Raw genomic sequence first — 25964 nt, 5'->3', positions numbered from 1 at the left:
GAGGACCACAGCGGCCACCGGCCGGAACGCTGGTTCCGGCCGGTGGCTGGGCCTCTCAAGCTGTTTCTCAGAATCCGATACGTCCATTTAGGCGGTCGTCACGCCGCTGCGGCGCTTCAGGAGCCACATGCCCGCCGCCGCCGCGAGGACGATGCCCGCGCCCGACCACAGGGCGATCGCGGCCGCATCGGAAGCGGTCGAGCCGCCGCCGGTCGCCGGAGCCGTCCCCGAGGTCACCGTGAACTTCGCGGTGGCGGTATCCGAACCGCAGGTCACCGAGATCGTGTAGGACCCGGGTTTCATATCGTTGGAGACGGTGAAGGTCCCGGTGGCATTGTTGTTGTTCTTGGGCAGCTTGAAGCTGACGTTCGTGCCCTCGACGTCGCCGGTGGCGTCCTGGTCGCAGTTCGAGGCCATGACCCCGACCAGCGTTCCCTCCGTACCCGTCGTCTGCGAGAGCGTGATGGTGATGGCCGCGTTCGCCGGAGCGGCGCTGGACAGCACGACCGCGGCGCTGAGCGCGATCGCCGCGAGCATCCCCCGGATGGGCTGCGTCATTCGCATGGGCACGGTTCCTCCCGATCGTCACCGGGACCGACCCGGTAAGACGTGACGTGTCAACTGCTCACGGTAATGGCTGGCAACGCGAGTGCAGGGGCTTTCATCGGAAAACGGGCCGCGGCCCGAAGCGTCGGGAATCGGACAGCCCGATATGCCGAACCGCTTGTCGGGGCTGGATTCCAGCGGTGTCATCTGACAAGCTGAGGACATGAGGCTTCCCGGGAGCGGTCTGGTCAGCGGTCTCGCCGCGACCGCGCGGACCGCAACGCGCCGTGCCGTCACCAGCCAGTACCCCGAGAACGAACCCGAACTCCCCGAACGCACCAGGGGCGTCATCGCCCTCCACGAGGGCAACTGCACCTCCTGCATGCTCTGCGCCCGCGAATGCCCCGACTGGTGCATCTACATCGACTCCCACAAGGAGACGGTCGAAGTGGAGGGAGCTGCCCGCCCCCGCCAGGTCAACGTCCTCGACCGCTTCGACATCGACTTCTCCCTGTGCATGTACTGCGGGATCTGCGTCGACGTGTGCCCCTTCGACGCCCTCTTCTGGGCCCCCGACTTCGCCTACGCCGAAGGCGACATCCGCAACCTCCTCCACGACAAGCAGCACCTGGGGGAGTGGCTGGAGCACGTGCCGCCCTCGAAACTCCCCAAAGAGGAGGAGGAGGACGCGTGACGCTCGCCGACGTGCTGCTCGCCGCGTTCGGGATCCTCGCGCTCGGCGCCGGCCTCGCCGTGGTCAGGACCGACCGGATCGTGCGGGCCGGGCTGTGGCTCGCCGTCGCGTTCGCCGGGATCGCCGGAGCCGCGCTCGTGCTCGCCGCCGAGTTCCTCGCGTGGGTGCTCGTCCTCGTCTACGTCGGCGCGATCGTCGTGCTGCTGCTGTTCGCGACCATGCTCACGAAGGCGCCGACCGATAGGTCGGAGGACATCGACCGGGTGCGCTGGCCCGGGGGACTCATCGCGGGCGGCGTCGGGCTCGGGCTCGCCGCCGTCATGGTCGGGGCGTTCGGGTGGACGAAGGCCGAAGTGCGCTCCGTCGGCGACGCGGCCGCCATGGGGGAGGCGGTCTTCGCGGAATGGGTTCTTCCGTTCGAGGTGCTGTCGCTGCTCCTCCTGTCAGCGCTCGTCGGGGCAGTGGTGGTCTCGACCAGGTCACGGTGACCGCGGATCTTGAAACAAACGCTTCCTAGCCGGGCGGTAAGCTGATGCGCATGACCTCACCGATTTTCGCTCTCGCCGACGAGTACATCACCTCGTACGCGCAGCTCGACCCCATGTTCGCCGGCGCCGTCGGCATCAAGGGCGACTTCGGCGTCGCCACCGACTTCGGGCCCGAGGCCGTCGAAGCCCGCGCGAAGCTCGACCGCGACACCCTCGCGACACTGAACGCCCTCGAATCCACCGGCCCCGCCGACGACCTCGCCCGGCTCCACATGGCCGAGCGCCTCCAGGTCTCCGTCGACCGCCACGACGCCGGCGAATGGCGCCGCGCCCTGCGCGTCCCCTACGGCCTGCTCCAGAGCCTCACCGGGTACATCGACCTGACGTCCCGCGAGACCGAGAACGACTGGCGCCTCAACGTCGCGCGCATGCGCGCCATCCCCGAGATGCTCGCGACCTGGCGCCAGACCATGAACGCCGGGATCGAAGCCGGCCAGACCGTGGCAGTCCGCCAGGCCGTCGAAGGCGCCAAGCAGGCCCGCCGCAACGCCGAGTCCCGCGTGTTCGACAAGCACCTCAAGGCCTACGGGGACGGCGCCCAGGCCGGGGACCTCCGCGACGCCGCCGAAGGCGCGTACGCCGCGTTCGCCGCCGCCGCCGACTACCTGGAGCACACCTACGCGCAGCACGCCGTCGCCGAAGACGGCGTCGGCGAGGAGCGCTACCTGCTCGCCGCCCGGTCCACCCTCGGCGCGGACCTCGACCCGCACGACGCCTACGCGTGGGCGTGGGACGAGCTGCACCGCATCGAGGACGAGATGACCGCCGAGGCCGCCAAGATCCTCCCCGGGGCGAGCCTCGACGAGGTCATCGCGCACCTCGACGCGACCGAGGCCGTCGACACCCCCGAGGAGTACCTCGACTGGCTCCAGGCCAAGCACCGCGGCGCGCTGGAGGCCCTCAACGGCGTCCACTTCGACATCGACCCGCAGCTCATGAACCTCGACGTGCAGCTCGTGACCGGCTCCTCCGCCGGGTCGGCCTACTACTCCGGCCCCAGCGAGGACCTGTCCCGCCCCGGCCGCACCTGGTGGCCCGTCGCCGACCGCGAGCGCTTCCGCACCTGGGGCGAGCTGACCACCGTCTTCCACGAGGGCGTGCCCGGACACCACCTTCAGATCGGCCAGTCGAAGGTCGCCGGGGACGGCATCTCCCGCTACGCCAAGGTCTTCGGCAGCGTCTCCGGCCACGCCGAAGGCTGGGCCCTGTACGCCGAGCGGCTCTCCGACGACCTCGGCTGGTTCACCGAGAAGGGCACCCGCCTCGGCATGCTCAAGGGCTCCGCGCTGCGCGCCGCCCGCGTCGTCATCGACGTCGGCTGGCACCTCGACCTGCCGCTGCCCGCCGCCGAGGCGAAGCTCCACGGCGAGCGGTGGAACTTCGACGTCGCCCTCGACGTGCTCACCAGCCGCGGCCGCATCGCCGAGCACCGCGCCTACCCGGAGATCGTCCGCTACGCGGGCTGGCCGGCCCAGGCGATCTGCTACAAGCTCGGCGAACGCGCGTGGGTCGCCGCCCGCGACGAGGCGAAGGCCGCCGCCGGTGCGAAGTTCGACCTGAAGGCGTGGCACACCGCGGCCCTGAACCTGGGCCCCATCGGGCTCGACAACCTCGCGTCCACCCTGCGGGGGGTGTGAGGCCGTGACGACCCCGATCTTCGCGCTCGCCGACGAGTACATCGACGCCTTCGCGCGCCTGAGCCCGATGTGGGCCGGCGCCGTCGGCGTCAAGGGCGACTTCGGCGTCGCCACCGACTTCGGCCCCGACGCCGAAGCCGAACGCGGGAAGCTTGAGCGCGACACGCTCGCGAAGCTGAACGCCCTCGAATCGACCGGCCCGGACGACGACCTGGCCCGCCGCCACATGGCCGAGCGCCTCGCCGTGCTCGTCGACCGGCACGAGGCCGGGGAGTGGCGCCGGGCGCTCATGGTCCCGTTCGGGATCCTCCAGAACGTGGTCAGCTACGTCTCGGTCGCGCCGCGCGAGACCGAGGACGACTGGCGCCTCAACGCCGCGCGCATGGCCGCCGTCCCCGAGATGCTCGGGACCTGGCGCCGGACCATGGACGCCGGGATCGAAGCGGGCCAGACCGTGGCAGTCCGCCAGGCGGTCGAAGGCGCGAAGCAGGCACGGCGCACCGTCGAGGCCCGCGTGTTCGACAAGCACCTCACGGCCTACGGCGACGGCCCGCTGGCGCAGGAGCTGCGGCAGGCCGCCGAGGCCGCCTACGCCGGATTCCTCACGGCCGCCGAGTACCTGGAGCGCGAGTACCTGCCGCACGCCGTCGAGCACGACGGCGTCGGCGAGGAGCGGTACCTGCTCGCCGCCCGGTACACGCTCGGGCAGCGCCTCGACCCGCGCGACGCCTACGCGTGGGGCTGGGAGGAGCTGCACCGCATCGAGGAGGAGATGGCCGCCGAGGCCGCGCAGATCCTCCCCGGGGCGAGTCTCGACGAGGTCACCGCGCACCTGAACGCGACCCGGTCGCTCGACACCCACGAGGCGTTCCTCGCCTGGCTGGAGGAGAAGCACCGGACCGCGCTCGACGCCCTGAACGGCGTCCACTTCGACATCGACCCGCGGCTGATGGACCTCGACGTGCAGCTCGTGCACGGGTCCTCTTCGGGCGCGCCGTACTACACCGGCCCCAGCGAGGACCTGTCCCGGCCGGGCCGCACCTGGTGGCCCGTCGCCGAAGGCGAGAAGTTCGGGATCTGGGACGAGCTGACGACCCTGTTCCACGAGGGCGTCCCCGGCCACCACCTCCAGGTCGGCCAGACCCGCATCGCCGGCGAGCGGCTGTCGCGCTTCACGCGGGTCTTCGGCAACGTGTCCGGGCATTCGGAGGGCTGGGCGCTGTACGCCGAACGGCTGTGCGACGAGCTCGGCTGGTTCACCGACACCGGCTCGCGCCTGGGCATGCTCGGCGGTTCGGCGATGCGGGCGGCGCGCGTGGTCATCGACATCGGCTGGCACCTCGGCTACCCGCTGCCGGAGGCCGAGGCGAAGCGCCACGGCAAGGAGTGGACCTTCGACGTCGCGCTCGACGTGCTCCACACCCGCGGCCGCGTCCCGCTCCACCGGGCCCGGCCCGAGATCGTGCGCTACGCGGGCTGGCCGGCGCAGGCGATCTGCTACAAGCTCGGCGAGCGCGCGTGGGTCGCGGCCCGCGACGAGGCGAAGGCCGCGGGCGGCGCGGACTTCGACCTGAAGGCGTGGCACACCGCGGCGCTGAAGCTGGGTCCGATGGGCCTGGACAACCTCGCGGCGATCATGCGCGGGTAGTCAAGACACGACAACGGCGGGCGCCCATCTGGGTGCCCGCCGTTCGCTTTTCTTCTACTGCCAGCGCTCCGACATGTCTGCCGTCGCGGCGTCGATCTGCTCGCCGAGCTGGCGCAGGTGCTCCTTCTCCAGGTCCGCGAGGCTCGCGGAGAGCCGGTCGGCGCGGTCGGCGCCCGGGAGCCGCAGGAGCCAGTTGCGGGCGACCACGGCCTGCCGGTACTGGACCAGGAGATGGCCCAGATCGGACACGGGCGCGATGATCTCGTCGGCGGCGCGGCCGAGCGCGGGTTCGGCGGCCTCGGCGAGGAAGTGCGTCTCCCGGGCCGCGATCCGCATCTGGTCGCGGGCGGCGACGAGGTCCGTCGCGTGGCTCATCTTCGCGTACGTGTCGAGCAGGTGGATCTTCGACTTGGAGAGGACCGCCATGAGCGAGGACGCGGGCTTGTCGCCGTCGCGGGTGAACCGCGCGTGCTCGGCGAACATCCGGACCTGCCCGAGCAGGGCCGCGACCCACGCCTGCGAATGCACCCGTTCGATCTGCCGGTAGGACTCGCGGACCTCCTCGTCAAGGGCGCCATACCATTTCGGGTACTCGGCGACCGTGAGGCCGAGCTGGTCGAAGCGGTCGGCGAAGTGGACGCGGAGGCGTTCGAGGTCCTCGGTGTGCTTGAGCGCCGCCAGCAGCTGGTCGAGCTGCGGGCCCCCGTGCGGGGTCTCGGCGAAGAGGTGCTCGTAGCCGCGGATCGCCGTGCGCAGACGGTGGATCACGGCGCGGACGCCTCCGGCGGAGCCGGGCGCGTGCCGTTCGGTGGCCGCGATCGCGCGGTTGAGCGCGTCGACCTGGCTGGAGATGTAGTACTGGACGACGGCGCCCGCACGTGTGGACGCGGTCATGGGCTCTTCGGTCGCGGCTCTCATGGGTGCCGCTGCGGCTGCTGACATGGCTCCTCCCCCCGGAAGACCTGCTGCAATGAGTATTCCAGCGGGTTCCCGGAGGGAGGAGCGGAAGCGGCGATTTTTCGACGATCGTTCAGGTTCCGGACGTGAAGTCGTCACCCGGAGCGATCACCCGGCTGTCATCCCGGGATGCATTCCATCGCCGGCATCGTCGTCAGGTTGCCCGTGACGTTGAAGCCGAAGTTCACCGATCCGTTCGCGTTGATGGTGCCGTTCCATGCGGCTGGACCGGCCATCTGCATGTCGGCCATCGACGTTATGGTCGAGCTCCAGTAGTCCCTGATCGTGATCCCCGAGTTCGGGGGCCACAGCCAGTGGATCATCCAGTTGCTCACCGGTGTGGTGCCGTTGTTCTTGACGGTGATGTTCACCGTCGCGCCGCCGCTCCAGGAGGAGACGGCCGCGGTCGCGGTGCAGGCCCCGGTCGGGTTGCCCGTCGGGCTGGTGGTCGGGCTCGTCGGGTTGGTGCTGGGGGAGACGACGCCGCCGTCGTTGCCCGGGAAGCTCGTGCCCGCGCGGACGCCGGAGATCTGGCCGTTGCCGCCGTCGAAGACCACGTCGGAGCACGCGTAGAAGTTCTCGTTCGAGTCCGAGCGCACCCAGTGCGTGAACACCATGTGGTAGCCGGACTTCTGCGGGAGCGTCAGGTTCGCGTAGTAGTAGTGGTCGTTGCTGCCGGGCCCGCCGTTGGAGGCCGGGTTGGTGAAGGTCTGGAACTTCTCCAGGTCGTCCCAGGCCAGCGGCTGGTTCGGGTCCCATCCGTCCTTGGTGATGTACAGGTCGAACTTGCCGGGGTGGTGGGCCCAGTTGTTGTAGCGCCACTGGACGGTCGCGCCCGCGGTCACGTGGGTCTTGGGCCAGTCGCCGGGGTCGTTGAACGCCGAGAAGTCGTACGGGCCGCGGCCGCCGCCGTTGCAGATCTGGCCGTCGGGGATGTACCCGACGGTCCGGCCCGCGCCGTTGGAGTCGAGGTTGCCGAACCAGTTGTAGAACGGGGTGGCCCCGCCCTGGTCCAGCGCGGACTGGCAGGCCTCGTTGTACGGGTCGAGCGCGCCGTTGCCGCCGAGCGCGTCGAAGTAGCACAGGTACTGGCGAGAGCCCGGGAACACGGTCGCCCCGTGCGCTTCGGCGTCGCTCTTCGTGAATAGCGTCGAGATCGTCAGGGCCGCAACGGCGGCCAGGACCATCGACATGACGGCGGCGATGCGGCGGCGTCTGCCGCCGAGCACCGCCGTGGCGGTAGTGGACATGGAGTAACTCCCTTGCCGGTTCTGGAGCGCTCCCAACCAGGCCCTGCGAGCCCGCGCGATCTTTTGGACTGCTGCTGACGCGAATTGCTATATTCGAGTGTATCTATATTGAGGCGTGAAGCGCAATCGCCCCCCTTGCGGACGGATGGCGCAAGCCGGGCACGTGGATAGACTGGGCGTCATGGACATCGGAGACACCGCCCCGGCATTCACGCTCGACGACGAGACGGGCAAGCCGCGGAGCCTCGACGACCTCGTCGCCGACGGCCCGGTCGTGCTGTTCTTCTACCCGCTCGCCATGTCGGCGGGCTGCACCGCCGAGGCCTGCCACTTCCGCGACCTGGCCGCCGAGTTCGGCGAGCTGGGCGCCACCCCGGTCGGCATCTCCACCGACGCGGTCGCGCGCCAGGCCGAGTTCTCGCAGAAGCACTCGCTGGGCTACCCGCTCCTGTCCGACGCCGACGGCGCGGTCGCCGAGGAGTTCGGGGTCCGGCGCAAGATCACGATCGTCCCGACCAAGCGCAAGACGTTCGTCATCGGTGCCGGCCGCGAGGTCATCGGCGTCGTCAAGAGCGAGATGAACATGCGCGCCCACGCGGACAAGGCCCTGGAGATCCTCAACGCGAGGAAGTGAAAGAGGCGGCCCGGAGGCCGCCTCTTCCTTCAGATCTTCGTCGCCAGTTCCCTACTGTGCTTCAGATTCTGCTCGCAAGCTCGCGGAATGCCTTGCCGCGGTGGGAGATCGCGTTCTTCTCCGCCGCGGATATCTCCGCGCTGGTGAGCTCGAACCCGTCGGGGACGAACAGCGGGTCGTAACCGAACCCGTTGGCGCCCTTCGGTTCGCGGATCACGCGGCCGGGCATCTCGCCGTGGACGACGAGCTCGCGCCCGTCGGGCCGCACGATCGCGGCCGCGCACACGAACTGCGCCGAGCGCAGGCCGTCGGGGACGTCGGCGAGCTGGTCGAGCAGCAGGGCGTTGTTCGCCGCGTCGTCCTTGTTCGTGCTGCCGGCCCAGCGGGCCGAGAGCACGCCGGGCATGCCGTTGAGGGCGTCCACGGCCAGGCCGGAGTCGTCGGCGATCGTCGCCAGGCCGGTGTGCTTGACGCCGTCGCGGGCCTTCAGCAGCGCGTTCCCGGCGAAGGTCAGCTCGGTCTCGGGGGTCTCGGGGTACTCCTCGACCGCGTCGAGGCCGACGAGTTCGACGTGGGGGGCGGCCTCGGCCAGGATCTGGCGCAGCTCGTCCACCTTGCCCGCGTTGCGGGTCGCCAGGAGCACCCTCATGAGGTCAGGAGGGTCCGGGCCTGGAGGCCGGCGAGTTCCTTGCAGCCCTTGAGGGCCAGGTCCAGGAGCTGGTCGAGCTCGGTGCGGTTGAAGACCGCCTCCTCGCCGGTGCCCTGCACCTCGACGAAGTCGCCCTCGCCGGTGCAGACGACGTTCATGTCGACCGACGCGGCCACGTCCTCCTCGTACGGCAGGTCCAGGACCGGCACGCCGTTGACGACGCCGACGCTGATCGCCGACACCGAGGTGGTGAGGATCTTGTCGGGCTTGCGGGCGAGCTTCTGCTCCTTGAGCCAGTCGACCGCGTCGTGCAGCGCCACGTAGGCGCCGGTGATCGAGGCGGTGCGGGTGCCGCCGTCGGCCTGGAGCACGTCGCAGTCGAGGGTGATCGTGTTCTCGCCGAGGGCCTTGAAGTCGACGCAGGCGCGCAGCGACCGCCCGATCAGGCGAGAGATCTCATGGGTCCGGCCGCCGATCTTGCCGCGGATCGACTCGCGGTCGGACCGCGAGTGCGTGGAGCGCGGGAGCATCGAGTACTCGGCGGTCACCCACCCCTCGCCCGAGCCGCGGCGCCAGCGCGGCACGCCCGGCGTGACCGTCGCGGTGCAGAGCACGCGGGTGCGGCCGAATTCGACGAGGACCGACCCTTCCGGGTGGTCGGTCCAGGAGCGGGTGAACTTCACGGGGCGCAGCTCGTCGGCCGCGCGCTTGTCAGGTCGAGTCATCCGCACCAGCCTACGGCAGCGTACAGGCGTGTGACACACTAGTTGCTGCTCAAATGAGAGCATCGGCACGCACACGACCGGCCCCATCCCCGGTCGCGGCGAGGCCGCAGGGCGCGCGAGCGGCGACTGTACATTCGGTCCGCCACGTCGCGCTCCGCGCGAGTGGCGGAACTGGCAGACGCGCAGGATTTAGGTTCCTGTGTCCTAGGACGTGGGGGTTCGAGTCCCCCCTCGCGCACCAAAGTGATCGTTGAGCTCATCTCGATGATCACGGATCAGTGCGCGTGGCTTTACCTGCAGGGGCGGAGCCACCCGCAATGATCCAAGATTCGATCTCGATCCGGTCGACGCTGCGGGCTTGACGCCTCGAAGGCGGCTACAGAATTGTGTATCTGCAATTCTGGTAAAAATTCATAATTCAGTCCTGATCGCATCATTTGGCCGAAAATATGTGTCAGGCGAACCATCACGGGGCGGTCTGCTCACGTGCGCGCGACGTGAGGTCTTGCCGAACTGTGCATTGATGCACCGTTTCGGTTATCCTTGCTATGGAAATGCGAGTTCTTAGGGGGATGGATCTTAATGCTTTCGCGGAAGAACCCCATGATATTGAGATATCTCTCTTCGTTGAAGTTGGCAAATGAGTTCGGGGCGATCGAGGGACTCAATGTCAAGGAAGACATATGGCGAATCAAGGCGAATCTTGACTTCGTCGAGGCTGAATATCAGCGAACTCGACAACAATCCGTAACTGAAATAGATTTTAAGAAGCTTCATCATGTGGTGAGGTATTTGGACCAGACTGTTATCGATGATATCGTGGATCCACGAATCCGAGTGCATCAATGGGTTCGCTTTGACCTCGACCTCGGATCCAGTACCCTTCGGAGGGATACTGGCAGTCGTTCAGATGACGTAGCTGTATTTGCGGGACTGCGATGGAAGCATGAGATCGGCCAAGAGCGAGATCTTGCAATCCTCCTATGTGGTTCATCATTCAATCTTACTGAACGTGTTGGAATGACGATGGGGAGGAGTGGCTCGGGAAGCGAGTGGATGTATGACGTAATTCTCGAGCTGCATCAGCGTGAGAAAGAAGGCATGTTCGCGATTCCCACCCTCCCAGAAGAGCTCATCTCCTGCCAAGGCTATGGCTCATTGGATGACCAGGCCGAGATCATTCACCACATGGCAATCCGAGATCAGACCCCTTCTCAACGAGGAAGACTCCGGGGTTACGCACGCGTCCTGCGAAATGTCGAGCAGGCACGGTATGGACAGAGACTTGTTGTTGCAACCCCGCTCTACGTTGAAGCGGTGCAAGAAGATCAGGAGTTGGTCTCTCCTGCAACTTCGATTCCCTCCTTGAGGTCACGGCGGCTCTGGCGTACTATGGTATCCAAAGTCTTTCGCAGATCCGAGCATGATTCCCAAAGTTTCTCCAATTCATAGGGGAACCAGTAGCAGCGCTCTTCTTTTGAATTGAGGAGCAGTTCTCTTGCGGTCAATGCGAGTCTCGCATCAAAGCTGAACCTTGCGGATATTTCTTGAAAACGGGCGAGCTGGTACCAGATCTCTGGGCTCCAGTAGGGTTCATATGGGGCGATCTGCAAAGGAGCCCGAAGTGTGTCCCATGGCCAGCGTTCGAGCTGCGCGCGCGCCCGTTCTAGATCCTGCAGCTCACCTTGGCAGCCATCTTGGACCAAATCCACTGCTTGGCGTAGGCTATGCAGCCATTGAGATAGTGCCTCGTACGCGATTTCAGTCCGTTCCTCAAATCTCTGGCGACGCTGATCTTCGATGTGAAGTCGATGCTGCTCATGCAAGATCGTGAGCTGCTTTTCCATAAGATTTGAGGTCAGTGCGGCCTGGTCGTATTGAGAGAATCCCAGTCGAAGTCCCGTTTGTATCCCGATCCGGTTCGCAATGAACAACATCAATAGGGCCAAGGGAATCAAGAAATATGAGATCAATTCGAGTTCTTCCGGGTTGATGGTCAATTGAAATTCTGACCATGTTTCTGTGCTACTGTTATGCGACAAATGGTTGGATTCTAGAGTTCTCAGGACTGGAACTCTCGGTATCGACTTCGTACTTGAATATCAGCTCGCTCGGAAATTCGCATTGCTCAGTATGATGTGCTTGGAATTCAGCTCTTCGGCATGCTTTGGATTTTCTATGATCTCGGGCGCGGCCACGAATATGCCCTCCTGGCGGCGGACCTTGAAAACGTCCTGCGGGCCCTTGGCGATCATGTCGTCAACGCCGGCATTGCTATTGCCTTCGCGATGTGCCTCAACTAACCCTCGCTGCCTGAGTTGAACAGCGTCTCCGCAAAGCGGCGACGATTGTCAGTTCGCCAGATAGCCGGCAAGCTGCTCGATACTATCGAAGCGGTTGTCCGGGACGACGTGGACCGTGATCGAGAATCTCAGGAATCGAAGCCTTCCCGCTCAGAAACCGAACGGCGTCGAGAAGTGAGAACAACTGGACTCGCCTCTTTGGGATCGGCGATAGTTTGCCCGTTCAGGGAAGCCCTGTCAACTCGGTGGAGCATCGTGTTTCCTTTCGATTCTCAACCACCGCTGGGGCTCTCGGAAGTGGTGGCGAACGGGTCGATGGCCTTGCTGGTTGAGCTCTCCGGGGGATTCATGCGGTTCTGGGCCGCCGGGTCGCTCTCGGGGAGGACACCACCGGCAGGGGGGATGTAGTCGGGCTTGTCGAACCCCTCGGTGGCGGGGATGCATCCGGTCTGCAAGGTCAGGGATACGCTGTCGGCGACCCACCACCACAGGTTGATTCCGTCCGGCCGCTCCGCCTCCAGGGACCCGCGACCGGTATCGAGTGCGATGTCGTCTCGGTGGATGTTGTAGCCCTCAGACTCCCACTGCTCGCGGAGGAGCATGGTGTAGTCCGTCCGGACCAGCGGCAATGAGGAGGTCGCATCGCTGAACGTGTAGCTGATTTCGAGGGCGACCCAACCTTCATAGCCGCTTCCGAGCGCTTCGGCACAGTCTTCAGGCCGGAGGTAGATCCGCTTCTCGAAACCGGGGAAGTCCGGAAGTTCCGAGATGGTGTCGAGCACGATCTGCTCCATGAGCGGATAGGCTTCCGCCTCATCGAACTCGCGATCTGGCGGGGGGTCTTGGAACATCGAGCATCCTCCGAGGGCGAGAGCGGGAATTGAGAGCAGCGCGCAGATTCGGGATCGCATGGGATCACTCAGTCCTTCTGGCCGGTGATGATCTCGGCCATCGTGGTCCGCGCCCGGTTCGGCTCATCATCGGCGTTCTCCTTCAGGTATCCGCTGTGAATATCGATTGAGTTCCCACCGATCGTGTCGGCATCGAACGTGTTGCCGCCGTAGTACTCACCGGTCGGATCGGCACCGAGCGCGCCTGTCAGCACGGCGGCGTTGATGACGTCCCCCTCGGCCCTGGTAGACCAGACGTCGTCTCCGCCGACACTCAGCTCATCGGCGGTCTCGACCATCAAACCGGGGCTGGCGAAGTCGATGATCTGGTCGGCGTCGATCTGATATTCGGCCGCGGTTGCACCCACCACTGCGCTGCCGTAGGAGTGGCCGAGCACTGTGGTGTGCGATTCGCCGTCATGCGTGGCGGAGAGGCCTTCGAGGTACGAGTTGAGGCCGCTCCTCGCTTCCAGCGCCTGATCGGTGTGCCATGCTTCGGGGTCGACACCGCCGTTGTGAGTGGGGTAGGCGCCGTCGGGGGCGTCGTAGTCCAACCACAACGTCACGGCGGTCTCCCCGTTGCCCGCCTTGTCCGCGTCGTACTGCATGACGCTCACGTCCGAGATCAGGCCGTCGATGCCCTGCATGTCCGAGGTGGTCCCCGGAACGTAGACCGCAGTGTGCTCTGCGGTGTCCGGGTTGCCGACCGAGACCACGGCATTGCCGTCTTCGCTGAGGTCGAAGTCGACGAGGAGCAGTGGTGCGCCCGAATCGGACCCATTGGCGAGAGCGGCCTGCAAGGCCTCCGCGTTGTCCAGCCGGGCCCGCGCCTCGGCGAGGTCGGCCTGGAGTTCGACCATGTCCGCGTTCTCGTACGAACCGTACGGTGAACCGCCCTCCTCCATCAACGCGATCTGCGTCTCCAGGGCCGAGATCTTGTCTTCCAGGTTCGGAATCGATGCGTCGAGCAGGTCCCGGTTGACGGAGTCCCGCGTGTCGGAGGGAATGCCGTCGAGGCCGCCGACGAGTTCCGGATGCGAGTCGATCAGTGCCGTCCGCTCCTCGTCGGTCAGGCTCGCCCACCAGTCGTTGACTCCGCCTGCGGTGGCCTCGGACTCATCCGAAGCGAGCGCGTATAGGAAATCCCGATTCCGCTCGGCATCGGCTTTCTCGTACTCCTCGATGAGGTCGTCGTAGGTGGCGCCGAGAGGCGGCGGCTGCTCTGCCGGGGTGTCCACGACCGACTTGAGAACGGCGGCGGCCTCGTCGTCGGAGTTGTGGGCACGGGTCATGATCGCTTTCAGCACCTCGGTCAACTCGCCCGCGATGGTCTCGGCCGTTTGGATGAGACGTTCACGGGACTCGTTCTGCCCGAAATCGGATGCGAAGTCGGACTGATCGACGCCGGCGCGCTCCATGAGGGCGGCGGTCACGTCCAATGCCGCGATCCGTTCATAGTGGCCGTCGGAGACGACGACGTACGGGTCGCTGGAGCCTCCCTCGAACCGGTACTCACCGGTGACGACGTCGATGAGGTCGAAAAGCTGGGCCTGGCATTCGACCAGTTCGTCATGGGCGTCTTCGAGAGTCGCCTTGATCTTGACCATCGCGTATTCGTGGAGGTCGTCCTGGAGAGAGTCGGCCAGCAGGTCGGCCTGGTGGCGGACATCGTCCGCGGTTTCGGATTCGAAGTTCTCGACGCTGAGGTGCTTCTTGACGACATCCTCGGTGATGATCTCGGCCTGCGCGGTCACCTCGCCGATGTAACTGCCCCACTGGTCCGCCAAGGTCTTCAAGACGCCGAAGTCCGTCTCTTTCAGGTCCTTCCAGTGCATGTCGCTCATCTGCTGCTCCTACCAGTCGGGGCGCGCGGAGGCGTTCTCGGCCGCGCGGCCGGGATAGCGGTCGTGGTCGGCCAGGGTGGCGAAGTCGTGGGCGGTGAAGTCGTCGATCTCGACCGCCTGTTCGGCGCAGACCGCGAGGTACTCGCCGAGGTTGCCGACCAGGCCGGTGAAACCCATGGTGCGCTGGACGCACCAGAAGTCCGATGCGGTCTTCAGTGCCTCGCCGATCGCGCACTGGGCGTCTGCGAGGACGCTGGCGACGCCTTCGGTGTCGGTCTGGATGCCGGTGGTGAGGTTGTCGACCTCGGCTTCGACCCCGAACAACACCTCCACCGCTTCGTGGACCTTCTCAGGAGCCATGGTGAAGACGTCGGCGCCGGACATCGGCTACCTCCTGGGCATGGGCGGGACGGGGAGTCGTCCGCTATGGGGCTCGGGGCGGGGCGTCGGTATGTGGTCGTGTTCGGCGCTGAAGCACGACTGGTGCGCGTGTGGCTACCGGCGGTCAGAACATGATGACACATTCGCGCAACTTCTTGGGATCCGGCTGTTTTGTCGGCTCTGCACGCTTCGTCTTCGACAAGAACGGGCCTGGCTGGGCAACCCGCCGGGCCCGTTCGCGCGTATGCAGGGGGACGCCATTGTGGGCGGATTCGGTTGCATCGGCACCGGAAAATGGATGTATTACACAAGTTCGTTTACCTTTGGGTGGTAAGGGATTATAAAGAGGACAAGTGAATGGTTCTTCCGAAAGGTGATCTTCATGTCCACTGCCAAGACCGCCACCCGCACCGCCTTCGCCGCCATCGCGGCCGCCGCGGTGTTCCTCCCGGCGACCGCCGCCTCCGCGCAGGAGACCGAGATCCCGGAGGAGGGCTGGGAGTACTCCGAGAAGTGGGACTTCGTGCGGGACGAGTACACCGCCGAGTTCCAGGCCGACGTCGACGACGCGCTCGCGACGCAGTTCGGAGACTGGACCTTCGACAACAGCCTGGAGGCCGTCCGGCTCCAGAACTACTACATCGACGGCGCCAACGAGACGCCCGTGCAGCGCAAGTTCCGCGCCGACTTCTGGGTGAACGAGACCGGCGAGGGCTTCGAGACCGCGGTCTACCTGCCCGGCGGAATCACCCCCGGGGTCCAGGACCTCACCGACGGCGGGGAGTACGACGCGCACTACCTGCTCCAGTGCCGTGCCGACGACACCGAGTGCGAGTCGACCGAGCTCGCCGACGGGACCGTGGTCGCGTACACGACCGACGGGACCTATGTGGAGGCCGCCGCGTTCTACCCGGACGGCTCCGCGAGCTGGTCCTGGTGGGGCGCTTTCGAAGGCCCGCTCCAGGTGACGCCCGACGACGTGACCTCGCTGGTGCTCGACCTGAGCACCGAACCGGTCTGGCACGCGCTCGAAAACGACTAACTCTCTTTTGGACGACGGCCCCCGCTCCTCCCGGCGGGGGCCGTTCTCATTGCGGGAGGCGGGATCTGACCGCGAGGGCGGCGCAGGCGACGACGGCGAGGCCGCCGAGGAGGGTGGGGAGACCGAGGGGCTCGCCGAGGAGGAGGGCCGACCAGGCGATCGTCATGACCGGCTGCACGAGCTGCACCTGGCTGACCTGGGCCATGGGGCCGAGGGCGAGGCCGCGGTACCAGGCGAAGAAGCCGAGGAACATGCTCACGGCCGCCAGGTACGCGAAGGCGCTCCACTGGACCGGCGTGGCGGACAAGGGCTCGGCGGCGAGTGCGAAGGCCGTCGCCGCGGTCATCACCGGGGCGCCGAGGACGAGGGCCCACGAGATCGTCTGCCAGGCACCGAGTTCGCGGGCGAGGAGGCCGCCCTCGGTGTAGCCGACCGCGGCCGCCGCGACGGCGGCGAACAGGAGCAGGTCGGGCCAGCCGAGTTCACCGAGGCCGCCGTTCCCCAAGGCGGCGAAGACGACCGCGGCGACAGCACCCGCGCCGGCCGCGAGCCAGAAGCGCCGCGGCGGGTGCTCGCGGGTGCGCAGCACCGTGGCCGCGGCGGTCGCGGCCGGCAGCAGCGCGATGACGACGGCCCCGTGGCTCGCCGACGTGTGCTGCAAGGCGAACGAGGTGAGCAGCCCGAACCCGGCGACGACGCCGGCCGCGACGAACACGAGGCGCCGCCACTGGGTCCAGGTGGGGAGCCGCTGCCGCGTGACCGCCAACGCGATGCCCGCGAGGACGGCGGCGATGACCGCGCGGCCCGCGCCGATGAACAGCGGGGACATGCCCTCGACGGCGATCCGGGTGAGCGGCAGGGTCAGCGAGAACGCCGCCACGCCGAGCAGGCCCCACCACAGCCCGGCCCGCGTGCGCGATAGCGGTGGCGTCGCGAGCGCGGTAGCGCTACTGTTGTCTCTCATGTTCAACGATAGCAGTGCGCGGATCGTGGAAGCACTCCGCGAACGGATCGCGCTCGCCGCACCCGGGACCAGGCTGCCGTCGACCAGGGAACTCGTCGCCGACTTCGCCGCCAGCCCCGTCACCGTGCAGAAGGCGCTGCGCGCCCTCGCCTCCCAAGGGCTGCTGGAGAGCAGGCCCGGCGTCGGGACCTTCGTGCGGGCCGTGCGCACCGCCAGGCCCAGCGACTACCGCTGGCAGACCGCCGCTCTCGGGGCGCCGCCCGCGCGCGTCCCGCGCCTGCCGACCGCGCTGAAGACCGCCGGGAACGAGGTCATCGCGCTCCACTCCGGCTACCCCGACCGGGAACTGCTGCCCGAGCGCATCGTCCGCGGCGCGTTCACGCGGGCCGCGCGCGGCGACATGGCCATGAGCAAACCGCCCGCCGCGGGGCTCCCCGAACTCCAGAACTGGTTCGCCGCCGAACTCGGCGAGACCGCGCCCGCCGGCGTCGCCCCGCCCGCGCCCAGCGACGTCATCGTCGTCCCCGGCAGTCAGACCGGACTCTCCTCCCTGTTCCGCGTCCTCGTCGGCCCCGGCCGGCCCCTCCTGATCGAATCGCCCACCTTCTGGGGCGCCATCGTGGCCGCCGCAAGGGAACACGTCGACCTCGTCCCCATCCCCGTCGGCCCCGACGGGCCCGACCCGGACGTCCTCGCCGAAGCGTTCGAGCGCACCGGCGCCCGCGCGTTCTACGCCCAGCCGAACTTCGCCAACCCCACCGGCGTCCAATGGAGCACCGGCCTCGCCGAACGCGTCCTCGACGTCGTCCGCGCCCACGGCGCCTTCCTCATCGAGGACGACTGGGCCCACGAGTTCGGCATCGGCGCCGAAGCGCGGCCCGTGGCCGCCCGCGACGACGGCGGGCACGTCGTCTACGTCCGGTCCCTCACCAAGAGCGTCTCCACCGCCGTCCGCGTCGCCGCCGTCATCGCCCGCGGCCCCGCCCGCGACCGCATCCTCGCCGACGCCGCCGCCGAGTCCATGTACGTCAGCGGCCTCCTCCAGGCCGTCGCCGTCGACGTCGTCACCCAGCCCGCCTGGCGCACCCACCTCCGCGGCCTCCGCCACCAGCTCGCCGCCCGCCGCGACCTCATGGCCGCCGGCCTCGCCGAACACGCCCCGCAAGCCCACCTCGAAGCCATTCCCCAAGGGGGCCTGAACCTCTGGGCCCGCCTCCCCGACGCCACCGACCTGCCCGCGCTCGCCCGCGCCTGCGAGGACGCCGGCGTCCTCGTCGTCCCCGGCGACGAATGGTTCCCCGCCGAACCCACCGGCGCCTACCTGCGCCTCAACTACTCCGGCCCCAACCCCGGCGCCTTCCCCGAAGCCGCCCGCATCATCGGCCGCGCCTTGGGAGGGTTTTGACGCTGGTGATCAGATGAAGTCGCCGTAGGTCCGGCCGTTGCCACCGCACGGATCGTCGAAAGAGACCTCATGCTGGCGGATGTGGTGGAAGTGCTCCGAGTCCATCACCTCGCCCCAGGTCAACCCGGTGGCGGACATTAGCTGGTATGTCGACGGTCTGCACCCGTGCTCGGCTTGGTGCTCTCTCATCGCCTTGAGCACCCTCGCATGTCGCCTCCTGAGGGCCTCGGGCGTCTCCCCGTAATACTTCGCGCTGAGCACGCCGCGGGTCTTCCCTTCGCACCGTTTCCACGCGTACGACTGGAACTTCCCGAGATACGGGAGGTGCATGAGAACCGCGCTTCGGAGGCTGATCTGGGCCTCCTGAGCGAAATCCTCGCGCTCGGAGGCATTGAACACGATGCGGCGTGCGACGGCCTTGGGGATGTAGTCGTACTTGAGCCAAAGTCGATCGAGCCGCTTCTTCTCCTCCTTCGATCCGATCGGAGTGTCGGCCAGACCGAGGAACTCCTCTTCCTCCTGTGAGTTCCGGAGTTCCTCCGAGGCGTTCGCCCATGCGAAGTGGTCGATGCAGCATTCGAGCCACGCCAACGGGAGGTCGAGTGCGTCCCGCAACCCGCGAAGGAACAGCATGTGGGGAATCGAGCGAGCCGATTCGAACCTGGCGACCATGTGAGCCTTGGTGTTCGTGAGGATCGCGACCTCGCCGATGTCCAGCCGGTGCCCCACTCTGGTCGCGAAGAGCAGCTCGGCGAAGGAGTCGAAGTGCTCGGCACGTGTGAACCGCTTTGCAGTTCCCCGCCTCGGCGAGGATCCGGGAAGAGCGCAATTGATACTCATGAACGGCCTTTCGGTCGAATGGGTCTCCGCGAACGAAATGAGCGTGAACCAGTGACGCGGAATCGGCCACCCCCAAACCGAGCCGGTCCGTTGACGCAAATGCCCTCGGCGCCGATTGAGGCCGCCGTGTGGGGCGGCGTTCATGCAGTGTTCGCCTTGCGGCCCACCGGGTCGCGGAGATTCGGGGTATGAGGGTTGTCGATGAGGTCGACCGGGTCGCGGGCCTGGCGCTGGCGGTGCAGCGGTCCGGGATGCTGCCGCTGGAAGAGCAGGCCGCACTGCTGGACACGTACCGCAGGGCCCGGGAACGGGTGCTGCGGCAGGGCGGAGAGGATGCCGTCAGGAGACTGCGCGAGATCGACGAGGCCGTGGGCCCTAGGGCCCGCCCTGCGGGTCAGGGCGGGCCCCGCCGGTTCTGAGTCGGTTCTGAGGTCCGGTTGAGGGCGCCCCGAGCGCGCCCGCCGACGCTTCAGCACATGGCATCAGTCAAGACCGCGGTGATCGCCGCATCGGCCCTCGTGCTCGCCGCGGGCGGCACCGCCGCGTACCTCCTCCTCGGCGATGCCGAACCCGCCACCGCCGCCACCACGGTCGAAGTCGAACGCGGCGACGTCTCGCTCACCGCCTCGGCGTCGGGCACGGTCGCTGCGGCCCGGTCGTGGTCGCTCGGATTCGAGACCGAAGCCGAGGTCACCGAAGTCAACGTCGCCGCCGGGGACGTCGTCGCCGAAGGCGATGTGCTTGCAGCCATTGACGACACCGAGGCATCCGAAGACGTCGACGACGCCCAGACCGCTCTCGATGAGGCAGAAGACGAGCTCGACGAGGCCGAAACCGACGCCTCCGAGGCCGAGTCCTGCGAGACCGCGGCCGCCGCCACCGACCAGGCGGCCATGGGCGGCCAGACCGGCACCTCCTGCGACACCTCCTCCGGCACCGACGCGATCCTCACCGCCCAGCAGCGCCTCAACCAGGCCGAAGCCGACCTCGAAGACGCCGAGGCCGCCCTCGACGCCACCGTCATCACCGCGCCCGCCGACGGCACTGTCATGTCCGTCTCCGCCAGCGAAGGCACCGTCCTCGCCGCCGGGACCGCCCTCATCGAGTTCGCCGACCTCTCCTCGGTCACCGTCGCCGCCGACTTCGCCGAAGCCGACGCCGCCGCGCTCACCGTCGGCCAAGCCGTCACCGTGACCTTCGGCGACGACCCGGCAGTCGACGCGCAGGTCGGCGCCATCGACCTCGTCGGCACCGCCACCGACAGCCTCGTCACCTACGGCGTCACCATCGGCCTCGCCGAAGCCCCCGAGGACGCCCTCGCCGGCTCCACCGCCACGGTCACCGTCGTCCTCGACAGCGCCCCCGACACCCTCTGGGTCCCCGCCGCCGCCCTCCAGGACATCGACGGCGACACCGCCACCGCCGTCGTCGTCAACGACGACGGCACCACCGAGACCCGCGACGTCGTCCTCGGCCTCCGCGGCGACGACGGCGTCGCCATCGCCTCCGGACTCGGCGAAGGCGACACCGTCAGCCTCGGCACCGACTAGACTCCGGCGGACTCTGACATTTCTTTGAGCTTTCTCCCAGCAAGGCCACGGCCTGCGGCGATAGGCATTCAGGGCACTGAGAAAAGGAGCCCTGGTGAGCGAAGCGCCTGAACACAAGGACCGAGTCCTCGTCGTCGACGACGAGGTGAACATCGGCGCGCTCCTGTCCGCGACACTGCGCCTGACCGGATTCGAGGTCGAAGTCGCCCACGACGCCGCCGAAGCCCTCCGCGCCGCCGGGAGATTCGAACCCGACCTCGTCATCCTCGACGTCATGCTCCCCGACATGGACGGCTTCGAAGTCGCCAAGCGCCTCCGCGCCGAACGCGACCTCCCCGTCCTCTTCCTCACCGCCCGCGACGCCGTCCGCGACCGCGTCACCGGCCTCACCGTCGGCGGCGACGACTACGTCACCAAGCCCTTCGACCTCGAAGAGGTCGTCCTCCGCATCCAGGCGATCCTCCGCCGCGCCAAGGCCCCCGCCCCCGCCGAGGACCGCGTCCTGCGCTACGCCGACCTCGAACTCGACGAGACCGTCCACGAAGTCCGCCGCGCCGGCAACCCGATCGAGCTGTCGCCCACCGAGTTCAAACTCCTGCGCTACCTCATGGTCAACGCCGGCAAGGTCGTCTCCAAATCGCAGATCCTCGACCGCGTCTGGAACTACGACTTCGGCGGCAACGGCCGCATCGTCGAGTCCTACGTCTACTACCTGCGCAAGAAGATCGACGTCCTCGAACCGCCCCTCATCCAGACCGTGCGCGGCTTCGGCTACGCCCTCCGAGAACCCCGCCGGAAATGATCAGGCCGCGGCGCTGGCGGCACTGGACCGTCCGCTCCCGCATGGCGTTCACGATCGTGACGCTGTGCGCGCTCGCGCTGGCCGCCGCGATCCTCATCGCCACCGCCCTGCTCCAGAACGTCCTCATCGACCGGATCGACTCGCAGCTGACGACCGCCGCGGAGATGACCCACCAGAACCAGCCCCGCGCGACCCAGCCCGACGAGACCGTCCCGTACGACTTCAACCCGCCCGGGCCGCAGGCGGGGCTGCCCGACAGCCCCCGCGTCTACATCTACGACTCCGGCGGCGAACTGGTGCGCGCGGTCGGCGGCGAGGACGCCGCCGAACTGACCGGGCTCGGCGACTTCACGTCGCATGTGGACAGTCCGTACACGGTGCAGGACGCCGACGGGAACTCGTGGCGGGTCCTCGTCGAGGAGACGGGCGAGACCGACGGGACCGGCGAGTACGTCGTCTTCGCGCTGTCCTCCGAGTACGTCAGCGCCGCAACCGAATCGCTGCTGCTCATCGGCGGCGGCGTGGTGCTCGCGATCCTGCTGCTGCTCGCGGTGAGCGCGTTCTGGGTCGCGCGCCTCGGACTGCGGCCCCTCGACCGGATGGAGGCCACCGCGGCCGCGATCGCCGAGGGCCGCATGGACGAGCGCGTCACCGACACCGACCCGCACACCGAGACCGGGCGGCTCGGCCAGGCGCTCAACACGATGCTCGGCCGCATCCAGTCCGCATTGGACGACAGCGCCGCCTCCGAGGCGCGGCTGCGGCAGTTCCTCGCCGACGCCTCGCACGAGCTGCGCACCCCGCTGACCTCGATCAAGGGCTTCGCGCAGCTGTACCGCCGCGGCGGCGTCCCGCCCGGGCCCGTCATGGACGACACCATCGGCCGCATCGAGGCCGAGTCGCGGCGCATGGGCCTGCTCCTCGACGACCTCATGCTCCTCGCCGCACTCGACCGGCAGCGGCCGCTCCAGCGCGGCCCCGTGGACCTGCTCGGCGTCGCCGCCGACGTCGTGGGCGACGCCCACATCCGCGCGCCCGGACGCTTCATCGCCTTGGAGCCCTTGGCGGGAGGTGCGGACGAGTTCCTCGACGCCGTCGACATCACCGGCGACGAGCCGCGCCTGCGGCAGGTCCTCACCAACCTCATCGCGAACGCGCTCAGGTACACGCCCGGGAACGCCCGGATCGCCGTGCGCATCGGCTGGAGCCACAGCCCCGGCCCGCGCTGCCTCGCGCAGGTCGGCGACCTGCCCGCGCTCCCGGCGGCCGTCGTCGAGGTCGCCGACACCGGCCCCGGCGTCGCCCCCGAGCACGCCGAAGCGGTCTTCGAGCGGCTCTACCGCGTCGACCAGGGCCGCGTCCGCGGCACCGAAGGCGGCTCCGGGCTCGGCCTGTCGATCGTCGCGGCCATCGTCACCGGCCACGGCGGGTGCGTGCGGCTCTCGGAGACGCCCGGCGGCGGCGCCACGTTCCGGGTCCTCCTGCCGAAGTCCTAGCTACTGTGAGCCTCCTTTGAGCTGACCGGGTCCCGTCCCCGAGCCGCGGCCGCGAGCATCCTCAGCATGCGAAAGCCACCTCCTTCCCTGCTGGTCAACGGCGGGCTCGCGCTGGTCCTCGCGGCCGGCGCGGGCGGGTCCTACCTGCTGCTGCGCGGCGACGCCGCGACGGCCGAGGACACCGGGTCCGCCCAGGTCGCCTCGACCGCGACCGCCGCCACGGGCACCGTCACCCGCACCGTCGCCGCCGACGGCACGGTCACGGCCGCCACCACGGCGACCGCCGAATTCGAGACGTCCGGCACCGTGACCGCGATCGAGGTGGCCGTCGGCGACACCGTCGAGAAGGGACAGACGCTGGCGGTGGTCGACGACGCCGACGCCCAGCGGGACCTCGAACTCGCCGAGGACGACCTCGACGCGGCCGAGGAGAGCCTCGACCGGGCCGAGACCGACGCGGAGACCGAGACCGCCGAAGACGCGGTCGACGAAGCCGAAGCGGCCGTTGAGGAAGCGGAGGACGCCGTCGACGGCACGGTGCTCACCGCACCGGCGGACGGGACCGTGATCGCGGTGAACGGGACCGTGGGCGGCAGCTCCGGCGGGTCCTCCTCGTCGAGCGGCGGTTCGGATTCGATGGGCGGCGAGACCGAGTCCACCGACTCCTCCAGCTCCTCCGACGGGTTCATCCAGATCGCCGACCTCACCGACCTGCGGGTCACCGCCGCGGTCGCCGAGGCCGACGCCGCCGACGTCGCGGTCGGCCAGACCGGCACCGTCACCTGGAACGCCATCGACGCGACCTCCGGTGCCGAGCTGACCGCGGTCGCGCCGACCGCCGGCTCCAGCGGGAACGTCGCGACCTACGACGTGACGCTCACGCTCGACGAACTCCCCGAGCAGGTGCGCCTCGGGCAGACTGTCACCGTGGCGATCACCGTCGAAGAGGTCGCCGATGTCCTCACCGTTCCGACTGCGGCCGTGGAGATCTCCGGCGACACCGGCACGGTGACCCTCATCGGCGACGACGGAACCCAGACCGAGGCCACCGTCCAGATCGGCCTCGAAGGCGACAGCTCCGTCGAGATCGCCTCCGGTCTCGCCGAAGGCGACACCGTCGCGCTCGTCGTCACCGACGAGGAAGACTCCGGCACCGGCGAGATGCAGTTCCCCGGCGGCGGGACGTTCCCCGGCGGCTCCGGCGGACAGGCCCCCGGTGGAGGCGGCTTCCCGGGAGGCAACGGATGAGCACCGTCATCGCGCTCGACCGCATCGCGAAGGTCTACGGGCACGGCGAGACCGCCGTCCACGCACTGCGCGGCGTCTCGCTCGCCGTCGAGCGCGGCGAGTACGTCGCCATCATGGGCACCTCCGGCTCCGGCAAGTCGACGCTCATGCACATCCTCGGCCTCCTCGACCAGCCCAGCTCGGGCTCGTACCGGCTCGACGGCGTCGACGTCGCCGGGCTCGACGAGGGCGCGCAGTCCCTGGTGCGCAGCAGGCGGATCGGGTTCGTCTTCCAGGCGTTCAACCTCATCCCGCGCACCACCGCGGCCGCCAACGTCGAACTCCCGCTGTCCTACGCGAAAGTCTCGCGAACGGAACGGCGACAACGGGTCGCGGCCGCGCTCGCCCAGGTCGGGCTCTCCGACCGGGCCGGGCACAAGCCGAACCAGCTCTCCGGCGGCCAGCAGCAGCGCGTCGCCGTCGCCCGGGCCCTGGTCACCGCGCCCTCGCTCCTGCTCGCCGACGAGCCGACCGGGAACCTCGACTCGCGGTCCACTGCGGACATCCTCGACCTGTTCGACCGGCTCCACGGGTCCGGCCGCACGATCATCCTCATCACGCACGAAGACGAGGTCGCCGAACGGGCCGGCCGCGTCATCCGCCTGCGGGACGGCGACGTCGTCTCCGACACCGCCCGAACGGCTTTGGAGGGCAAGCGATGAGTGCCGCCGAGATCCTGCGCTTCGCGCTGCGCGGCGTCGCCGCGAACAAGCTCCGCTCCTCGCTCACCGTCCTCGGCGTCCTCATCGGCGTCGCCTCGGTGATCCTCCTCGTCGGCGTCGGCACCGCCTCCCAGCAGGAGGTCGAGGAGTCGATCGAGGCGCTCGGCACCAACACGCTCACCGTGACCGCCTCCGGTTCCCAAGGGACGCAGGTGCGGTTCACCGACCTGACCGCGGAGATCGCCGAGGGCCTCGAAGCCTCCGAGCTGACCCCGGACGTCGCATCGGTCTCGCCCGTGGCGACCACGACCGCGACCGCCGTGTGGGACGGCGCGGAGTACGAGGTCGGGTCCGTCGTCGGCTCCGACGAGCACTACCTGGAGGCCGCGAACTTCGAAGTGGCCGAAGGCACCGGGATCACGGAGTCCGATGTGGAGGCGGGGGCGCGCGTCGCCGTCGTCGGGTCCACTGTGGTCGACGAGCTGTTCGGCGGCGACGACCCGGTGGGGGAGCAGATCAGCCTCGCCGGGGCCGTCTATACCGTCGTCGGCGTCCTTGAGGAGCAGAGCTCCTCGACCGGCTTCGGCGACAACAACGACCTCGTCGTCGCCCCGCTGACCGCCGTGCAGCGCACGCTCACCGGCTACGGCGCGCTCTCGCAGATCCTGTTGCAGTCCACCGGGTCCGACACCGTCGACGCCGCCGAAGCCGAGGCCTCGGCCGTTCTCGACGGGCTCATGCGCGTCTCCAGCGGCGAGACCGCGCCGTACTCGATCACCAACGCCGCCGAGCTGCTGGAGACCCAGGCCGACACGGCCGAGACGTTCACGTTGCTGCTCGGCGCCGTCGCGGGGATCAGTCTTCTGGTGGGCGGCATCGGGATCACCAACATCATGATGGTCTCGGTGACCGAGCGGACCCGCGAGATCGGCATCCGCAAAGCCCTCGGCGCGCCCCGCCGCGCCATCCTCACCCAGTTCCTCATCGAGGCCACGGCGCTGAGCCTGCTCGGCGGCGGCCTCGGGGTGGGTTTGGCCTACCTCGCGTCCTCGGTGACCATCGCCGGATACGAGACGGTCATCGTCCCCGGCACGGTGCTCCTGGCCCTCGGGGTCTCGGTGGGCATCGGGCTGTTCTTCGGCGGCTACCCCGCCTCGCGCGCGGCCAAGCTGCGCCCCATCGACGCCCTCCGATACGAGTGAAGGAGACC

Annotated in this window: 26 protein-coding genes, 1 tRNA gene and 1 pseudogene; 17 read left to right on the top strand and 11 right to left on the bottom strand. The window is 68.3% G+C overall.

Annotation, left to right across the window (positions count from 1 at the left end; genetic code table 11):
- Positions 1-87: 87 nt before the first annotated feature.
- Positions 88-564, bottom strand: coding sequence for a hypothetical protein (locus DI269_RS12585; RefSeq protein WP_157974942.1), 477 nt, complete (start codon positions 562-564; stop codon positions 88-90).
- A 205-nt stretch (positions 565-769) separates the two neighbouring features.
- Here DI269_RS12585 and DI269_RS12580 point away from each other — a divergent pair, with 205 nt between their 5' ends.
- The 4 genes from DI269_RS12580 to DI269_RS12565 are packed head-to-tail and all read left to right on the top strand — an operon-like array spanning position 770 to position 5073.
- On the top strand, positions 770-1240 hold the full coding sequence (locus tag DI269_RS12580; protein ID WP_112136436.1) for a 4Fe-4S binding protein: 471 nt from the start codon (positions 770-772) through the stop codon (positions 1238-1240).
- A complete protein-coding gene (locus DI269_RS12575; protein ID WP_112136433.1) occupies positions 1237-1728 on the top strand; it encodes an NADH-quinone oxidoreductase subunit J family protein in 492 nt (163 codons plus the stop codon). Before DI269_RS12580 ends, DI269_RS12575 begins: the two co-directional genes overlap by 4 nt.
- Before the next feature lie 50 nt (positions 1729-1778).
- The gene (locus DI269_RS12570) at positions 1779-3425 is read left to right on the top strand and encodes a DUF885 domain-containing protein (RefSeq protein WP_112136524.1); all 1647 of its coding nucleotides are present in this window, start codon (positions 1779-1781) and stop codon (positions 3423-3425) included.
- A 4-nt stretch (positions 3426-3429) separates the two neighbouring features.
- Positions 3430-5073 (top strand): DUF885 domain-containing protein, encoded by a 1644-nt coding sequence (locus DI269_RS12565; RefSeq protein WP_232822726.1) that lies wholly within the window; start codon positions 3430-3432, stop codon positions 5071-5073.
- Between the two features lie 54 nt (positions 5074-5127).
- On the opposite strand, the gene DI269_RS12560 is transcribed toward DI269_RS12565, so the two are convergent.
- Entirely contained in the window at positions 5128-6015 is an 888-nt protein-coding gene (locus DI269_RS12560; RefSeq protein ID WP_112136431.1) for a CHAD domain-containing protein, read from the bottom strand.
- A 134-nt stretch (positions 6016-6149) separates the two neighbouring features.
- Positions 6150-7280: a lytic polysaccharide monooxygenase gene (locus DI269_RS12555; RefSeq protein ID WP_112136429.1), complete on the bottom strand. Its 1131-nt coding sequence runs from the start codon at positions 7278-7280 to the stop codon at positions 6150-6152.
- A 181-nt stretch (positions 7281-7461) separates the two neighbouring features.
- Between DI269_RS12555 and DI269_RS12550 the strand changes: the two genes are divergently transcribed.
- Complete coding sequence (locus tag DI269_RS12550; protein ID WP_112136427.1) at positions 7462-7914, top strand: peroxiredoxin; 453 nt, start codon at positions 7462-7464, stop codon at positions 7912-7914.
- 61 nt (positions 7915-7975) lie between these two features.
- Here the strand turns inward: DI269_RS12550 and rdgB are convergent, their stop codons facing one another.
- Both rdgB and rph read right to left on the bottom strand, forming a co-directional pair.
- Complete coding sequence (rdgB, locus tag DI269_RS12545; protein WP_112136425.1) at positions 7976-8563, bottom strand: RdgB/HAM1 family non-canonical purine NTP pyrophosphatase; 588 nt, start codon at positions 8561-8563, stop codon at positions 7976-7978.
- Positions 8560-9288 carry a ribonuclease PH gene (rph, locus tag DI269_RS12540; RefSeq protein ID WP_112136422.1) on the bottom strand — a complete coding sequence of 243 codons (729 nt, stop codon included), beginning with the start codon at positions 9286-9288 and terminating at the stop codon, positions 8560-8562. The genes rdgB and rph overlap by 4 nt, the downstream gene beginning before the upstream one ends.
- Positions 9289-9444: 156 nt before the next feature.
- Between rph and DI269_RS12535 the strand changes: the two genes are divergently transcribed.
- Positions 9445-9529, top strand: a tRNA-Leu gene (locus DI269_RS12535).
- Between the two features lie 341 nt (positions 9530-9870).
- Positions 9871-10596 (top strand): annotated as a pseudogene (locus tag DI269_RS29070) (SAVMC3_10250 family protein); the annotation flags it as partial.
- A 20-nt stretch (positions 10597-10616) separates the two neighbouring features.
- On the opposite strand, the gene DI269_RS27065 reads toward DI269_RS29070, so the two are convergent.
- Positions 10617-11288 carry a hypothetical protein gene (locus DI269_RS27065; RefSeq protein ID WP_157974941.1) on the bottom strand — a complete coding sequence of 224 codons (672 nt, stop codon included), beginning with the start codon at positions 11286-11288 and terminating at the stop codon, positions 10617-10619.
- A 162-nt stretch (positions 11289-11450) separates the two neighbouring features.
- Between DI269_RS27065 and DI269_RS27060 the strand changes: the two genes are divergently transcribed.
- The gene (locus tag DI269_RS27060) at positions 11451-11591 is read left to right on the top strand and encodes a hypothetical protein (protein WP_157974940.1); all 141 of its coding nucleotides are present in this window, start codon (positions 11451-11453) and stop codon (positions 11589-11591) included.
- A 272-nt stretch (positions 11592-11863) separates the two neighbouring features.
- Here DI269_RS27060 and DI269_RS12530 read toward each other — a convergent pair whose 3' ends face one another.
- The 3 genes from DI269_RS12530 to DI269_RS12520 all read right to left on the bottom strand — a co-directional run bounded on the left by DI269_RS12530 (position 11864) and on the right by DI269_RS12520 (position 14709).
- Entirely contained in the window at positions 11864-12442 is a 579-nt protein-coding gene (locus DI269_RS12530; protein WP_112136420.1) for a hypothetical protein, read from the bottom strand.
- 68 nt (positions 12443-12510) lie between these two features.
- Positions 12511-14325, bottom strand: a complete 1815-nt coding sequence (locus DI269_RS12525) for an alpha/beta hydrolase (RefSeq protein ID WP_112136418.1) — start codon at positions 14323-14325, stop codon at positions 12511-12513.
- A 9-nt stretch (positions 14326-14334) separates the two neighbouring features.
- Positions 14335-14709 (bottom strand): hypothetical protein, encoded by a 375-nt coding sequence (locus DI269_RS12520; RefSeq protein ID WP_112136416.1) that lies wholly within the window; start codon positions 14707-14709, stop codon positions 14335-14337.
- Positions 14710-15088: 379 nt separating this feature from the next.
- On the opposite strand from DI269_RS12520, the gene DI269_RS12515 reads away from it, so the two are divergent.
- Positions 15089-15748: a hypothetical protein gene (locus DI269_RS12515; protein WP_157974939.1), complete on the top strand. Its 660-nt coding sequence runs from the start codon at positions 15089-15091 to the stop codon at positions 15746-15748.
- Positions 15749-15794: 46 nt separating this feature from the next.
- Here the strand turns inward: DI269_RS12515 and DI269_RS12510 are convergent, their stop codons facing one another.
- A complete protein-coding gene (locus DI269_RS12510) occupies positions 15795-16712 on the bottom strand; it encodes a DMT family transporter (protein WP_112136412.1) in 918 nt (305 codons plus the stop codon).
- On the opposite strand from DI269_RS12510, the gene DI269_RS12505 reads away from it, so the two are divergent.
- Positions 16711-18117, top strand: a complete 1407-nt coding sequence (locus tag DI269_RS12505) for an aminotransferase-like domain-containing protein (protein WP_112136409.1) — start codon at positions 16711-16713, stop codon at positions 18115-18117. The genes DI269_RS12510 and DI269_RS12505 overlap by 2 nt on opposite strands.
- Positions 18118-18126: 9 nt before the next feature.
- Here the strand turns inward: DI269_RS12505 and DI269_RS12500 are convergent, their stop codons facing one another.
- Complete coding sequence (locus tag DI269_RS12500) at positions 18127-18957, bottom strand: hypothetical protein (RefSeq protein ID WP_112136407.1); 831 nt, start codon at positions 18955-18957, stop codon at positions 18127-18129.
- A 188-nt stretch (positions 18958-19145) separates the two neighbouring features.
- Here DI269_RS12500 and DI269_RS12495 point away from each other — a divergent pair, with 188 nt between their 5' ends.
- From DI269_RS12495 to DI269_RS12465, 7 genes are all read left to right on the top strand, one after another.
- Positions 19146-19376, top strand: coding sequence for a hypothetical protein (locus DI269_RS12495; RefSeq protein ID WP_112136405.1), 231 nt, complete (start codon positions 19146-19148; stop codon positions 19374-19376).
- A gap of 57 nt (positions 19377-19433) precedes the next feature.
- The gene (locus tag DI269_RS12490; RefSeq protein WP_112136403.1) at positions 19434-20507 is read left to right on the top strand and encodes an efflux RND transporter periplasmic adaptor subunit; all 1074 of its coding nucleotides are present in this window, start codon (positions 19434-19436) and stop codon (positions 20505-20507) included.
- Between the two features lie 94 nt (positions 20508-20601).
- Positions 20602-21309: a response regulator transcription factor gene (locus tag DI269_RS12485; RefSeq protein ID WP_112136401.1), complete on the top strand. Its 708-nt coding sequence runs from the start codon at positions 20602-20604 to the stop codon at positions 21307-21309.
- Positions 21306-22805, top strand: coding sequence for a sensor histidine kinase (locus DI269_RS12480; protein WP_112136398.1), 1500 nt, complete (start codon positions 21306-21308; stop codon positions 22803-22805). The genes DI269_RS12485 and DI269_RS12480 overlap by 4 nt, the downstream gene beginning before the upstream one ends.
- Positions 22806-22871: 66 nt before the next feature.
- Positions 22872-24053, top strand: a complete 1182-nt coding sequence (locus DI269_RS12475) for an efflux RND transporter periplasmic adaptor subunit (protein ID WP_112136395.1) — start codon at positions 22872-22874, stop codon at positions 24051-24053.
- Entirely contained in the window at positions 24050-24754 is a 705-nt protein-coding gene (locus DI269_RS12470) for an ABC transporter ATP-binding protein (protein ID WP_112136393.1), read from the top strand. The genes DI269_RS12475 and DI269_RS12470 overlap by 4 nt, the downstream gene beginning before the upstream one ends.
- Positions 24751-25956 carry an ABC transporter permease gene (locus tag DI269_RS12465; protein ID WP_112136392.1) on the top strand — a complete coding sequence of 402 codons (1206 nt, stop codon included), beginning with the start codon at positions 24751-24753 and terminating at the stop codon, positions 25954-25956. The genes DI269_RS12470 and DI269_RS12465 overlap by 4 nt, the downstream gene beginning before the upstream one ends.
- Positions 25957-25964 lie beyond the last annotated feature (8 nt).

The sequence above is a fragment of the Glycomyces dulcitolivorans genome (genome assembly GCF_003265355.1).
Lineage (GTDB): Bacteria > Actinomycetota > Actinomycetes > Mycobacteriales > Micromonosporaceae > Glycomyces > Glycomyces dulcitolivorans.
This window is presented reverse-complemented; position numbering and strand designations above follow the sequence as displayed.

Bases quoted from the DNA above. Each gene is read 5' to 3' on its own strand.
- DI269_RS12520 (WP_112136416.1), bottom strand. From the start codon at position 14,709: ATGTCCGGCGCCGACGTCTTCACCATGGCTCCTGAGAAGGTCCACGAA.
- DI269_RS12550 (WP_112136427.1), top strand. From the start codon at position 7,462: ATGGACATCGGAGACACCGCCCCGGCATTCACGCTCGACGACGAGACG.
- DI269_RS12470 (WP_112136393.1), top strand. From the start codon at position 24,050: ATGAGCACCGTCATCGCGCTCGACCGCATCGCGAAGGTCTACGGGCAC.
- DI269_RS12475 (WP_112136395.1), top strand. From the start codon at position 22,872: ATGCGAAAGCCACCTCCTTCCCTGCTGGTCAACGGCGGGCTCGCGCTG.
- DI269_RS12465 (WP_112136392.1), top strand. From the start codon at position 24,751: ATGAGTGCCGCCGAGATCCTGCGCTTCGCGCTGCGCGGCGTCGCCGCG.
- DI269_RS12515 (WP_157974939.1), top strand. From the start codon at position 15,089: ATGTCCACTGCCAAGACCGCCACCCGCACCGCCTTCGCCGCCATCGCG.
- DI269_RS12530 (WP_112136420.1), bottom strand. From the start codon at position 12,442: ATGTTCCAAGACCCCCCGCCAGATCGCGAGTTCGATGAGGCGGAAGCC.
- DI269_RS12500 (WP_112136407.1), bottom strand. From the start codon at position 18,957: ATGAGTATCAATTGCGCTCTTCCCGGATCCTCGCCGAGGCGGGGAACT.
- DI269_RS12555 (WP_112136429.1), bottom strand. From the start codon at position 7,280: ATGTCCACTACCGCCACGGCGGTGCTCGGCGGCAGACGCCGCCGCATC.
- DI269_RS12490 (WP_112136403.1), top strand. From the start codon at position 19,434: ATGGCATCAGTCAAGACCGCGGTGATCGCCGCATCGGCCCTCGTGCTC.
- DI269_RS12580 (WP_112136436.1), top strand. From the start codon at position 770: ATGAGGCTTCCCGGGAGCGGTCTGGTCAGCGGTCTCGCCGCGACCGCG.
- DI269_RS12510 (WP_112136412.1), bottom strand. From the start codon at position 16,712: ATGAGAGACAACAGTAGCGCTACCGCGCTCGCGACGCCACCGCTATCG.
- DI269_RS12570 (WP_112136524.1), top strand. From the start codon at position 1,779: ATGACCTCACCGATTTTCGCTCTCGCCGACGAGTACATCACCTCGTAC.
- DI269_RS12560 (WP_112136431.1), bottom strand. From the start codon at position 6,015: ATGTCAGCAGCCGCAGCGGCACCCATGAGAGCCGCGACCGAAGAGCCC.
- DI269_RS27060 (WP_157974940.1), top strand. From the start codon at position 11,451: ATGCTTTGGATTTTCTATGATCTCGGGCGCGGCCACGAATATGCCCTC.
- DI269_RS12480 (WP_112136398.1), top strand. From the start codon at position 21,306: ATGATCAGGCCGCGGCGCTGGCGGCACTGGACCGTCCGCTCCCGCATG.
- rdgB (WP_112136425.1), bottom strand. From the start codon at position 8,563: ATGAGGGTGCTCCTGGCGACCCGCAACGCGGGCAAGGTGGACGAGCTG.
- DI269_RS12585 (WP_157974942.1), bottom strand. From the start codon at position 564: ATGCGAATGACGCAGCCCATCCGGGGGATGCTCGCGGCGATCGCGCTC.
- rph (WP_112136422.1), bottom strand. From the start codon at position 9,288: ATGACTCGACCTGACAAGCGCGCGGCCGACGAGCTGCGCCCCGTGAAG.
- DI269_RS12495 (WP_112136405.1), top strand. From the start codon at position 19,146: ATGAGGGTTGTCGATGAGGTCGACCGGGTCGCGGGCCTGGCGCTGGCG.
- DI269_RS12505 (WP_112136409.1), top strand. From the start codon at position 16,711: ATGTTCAACGATAGCAGTGCGCGGATCGTGGAAGCACTCCGCGAACGG.
- DI269_RS12525 (WP_112136418.1), bottom strand. From the start codon at position 14,325: ATGAGCGACATGCACTGGAAGGACCTGAAAGAGACGGACTTCGGCGTC.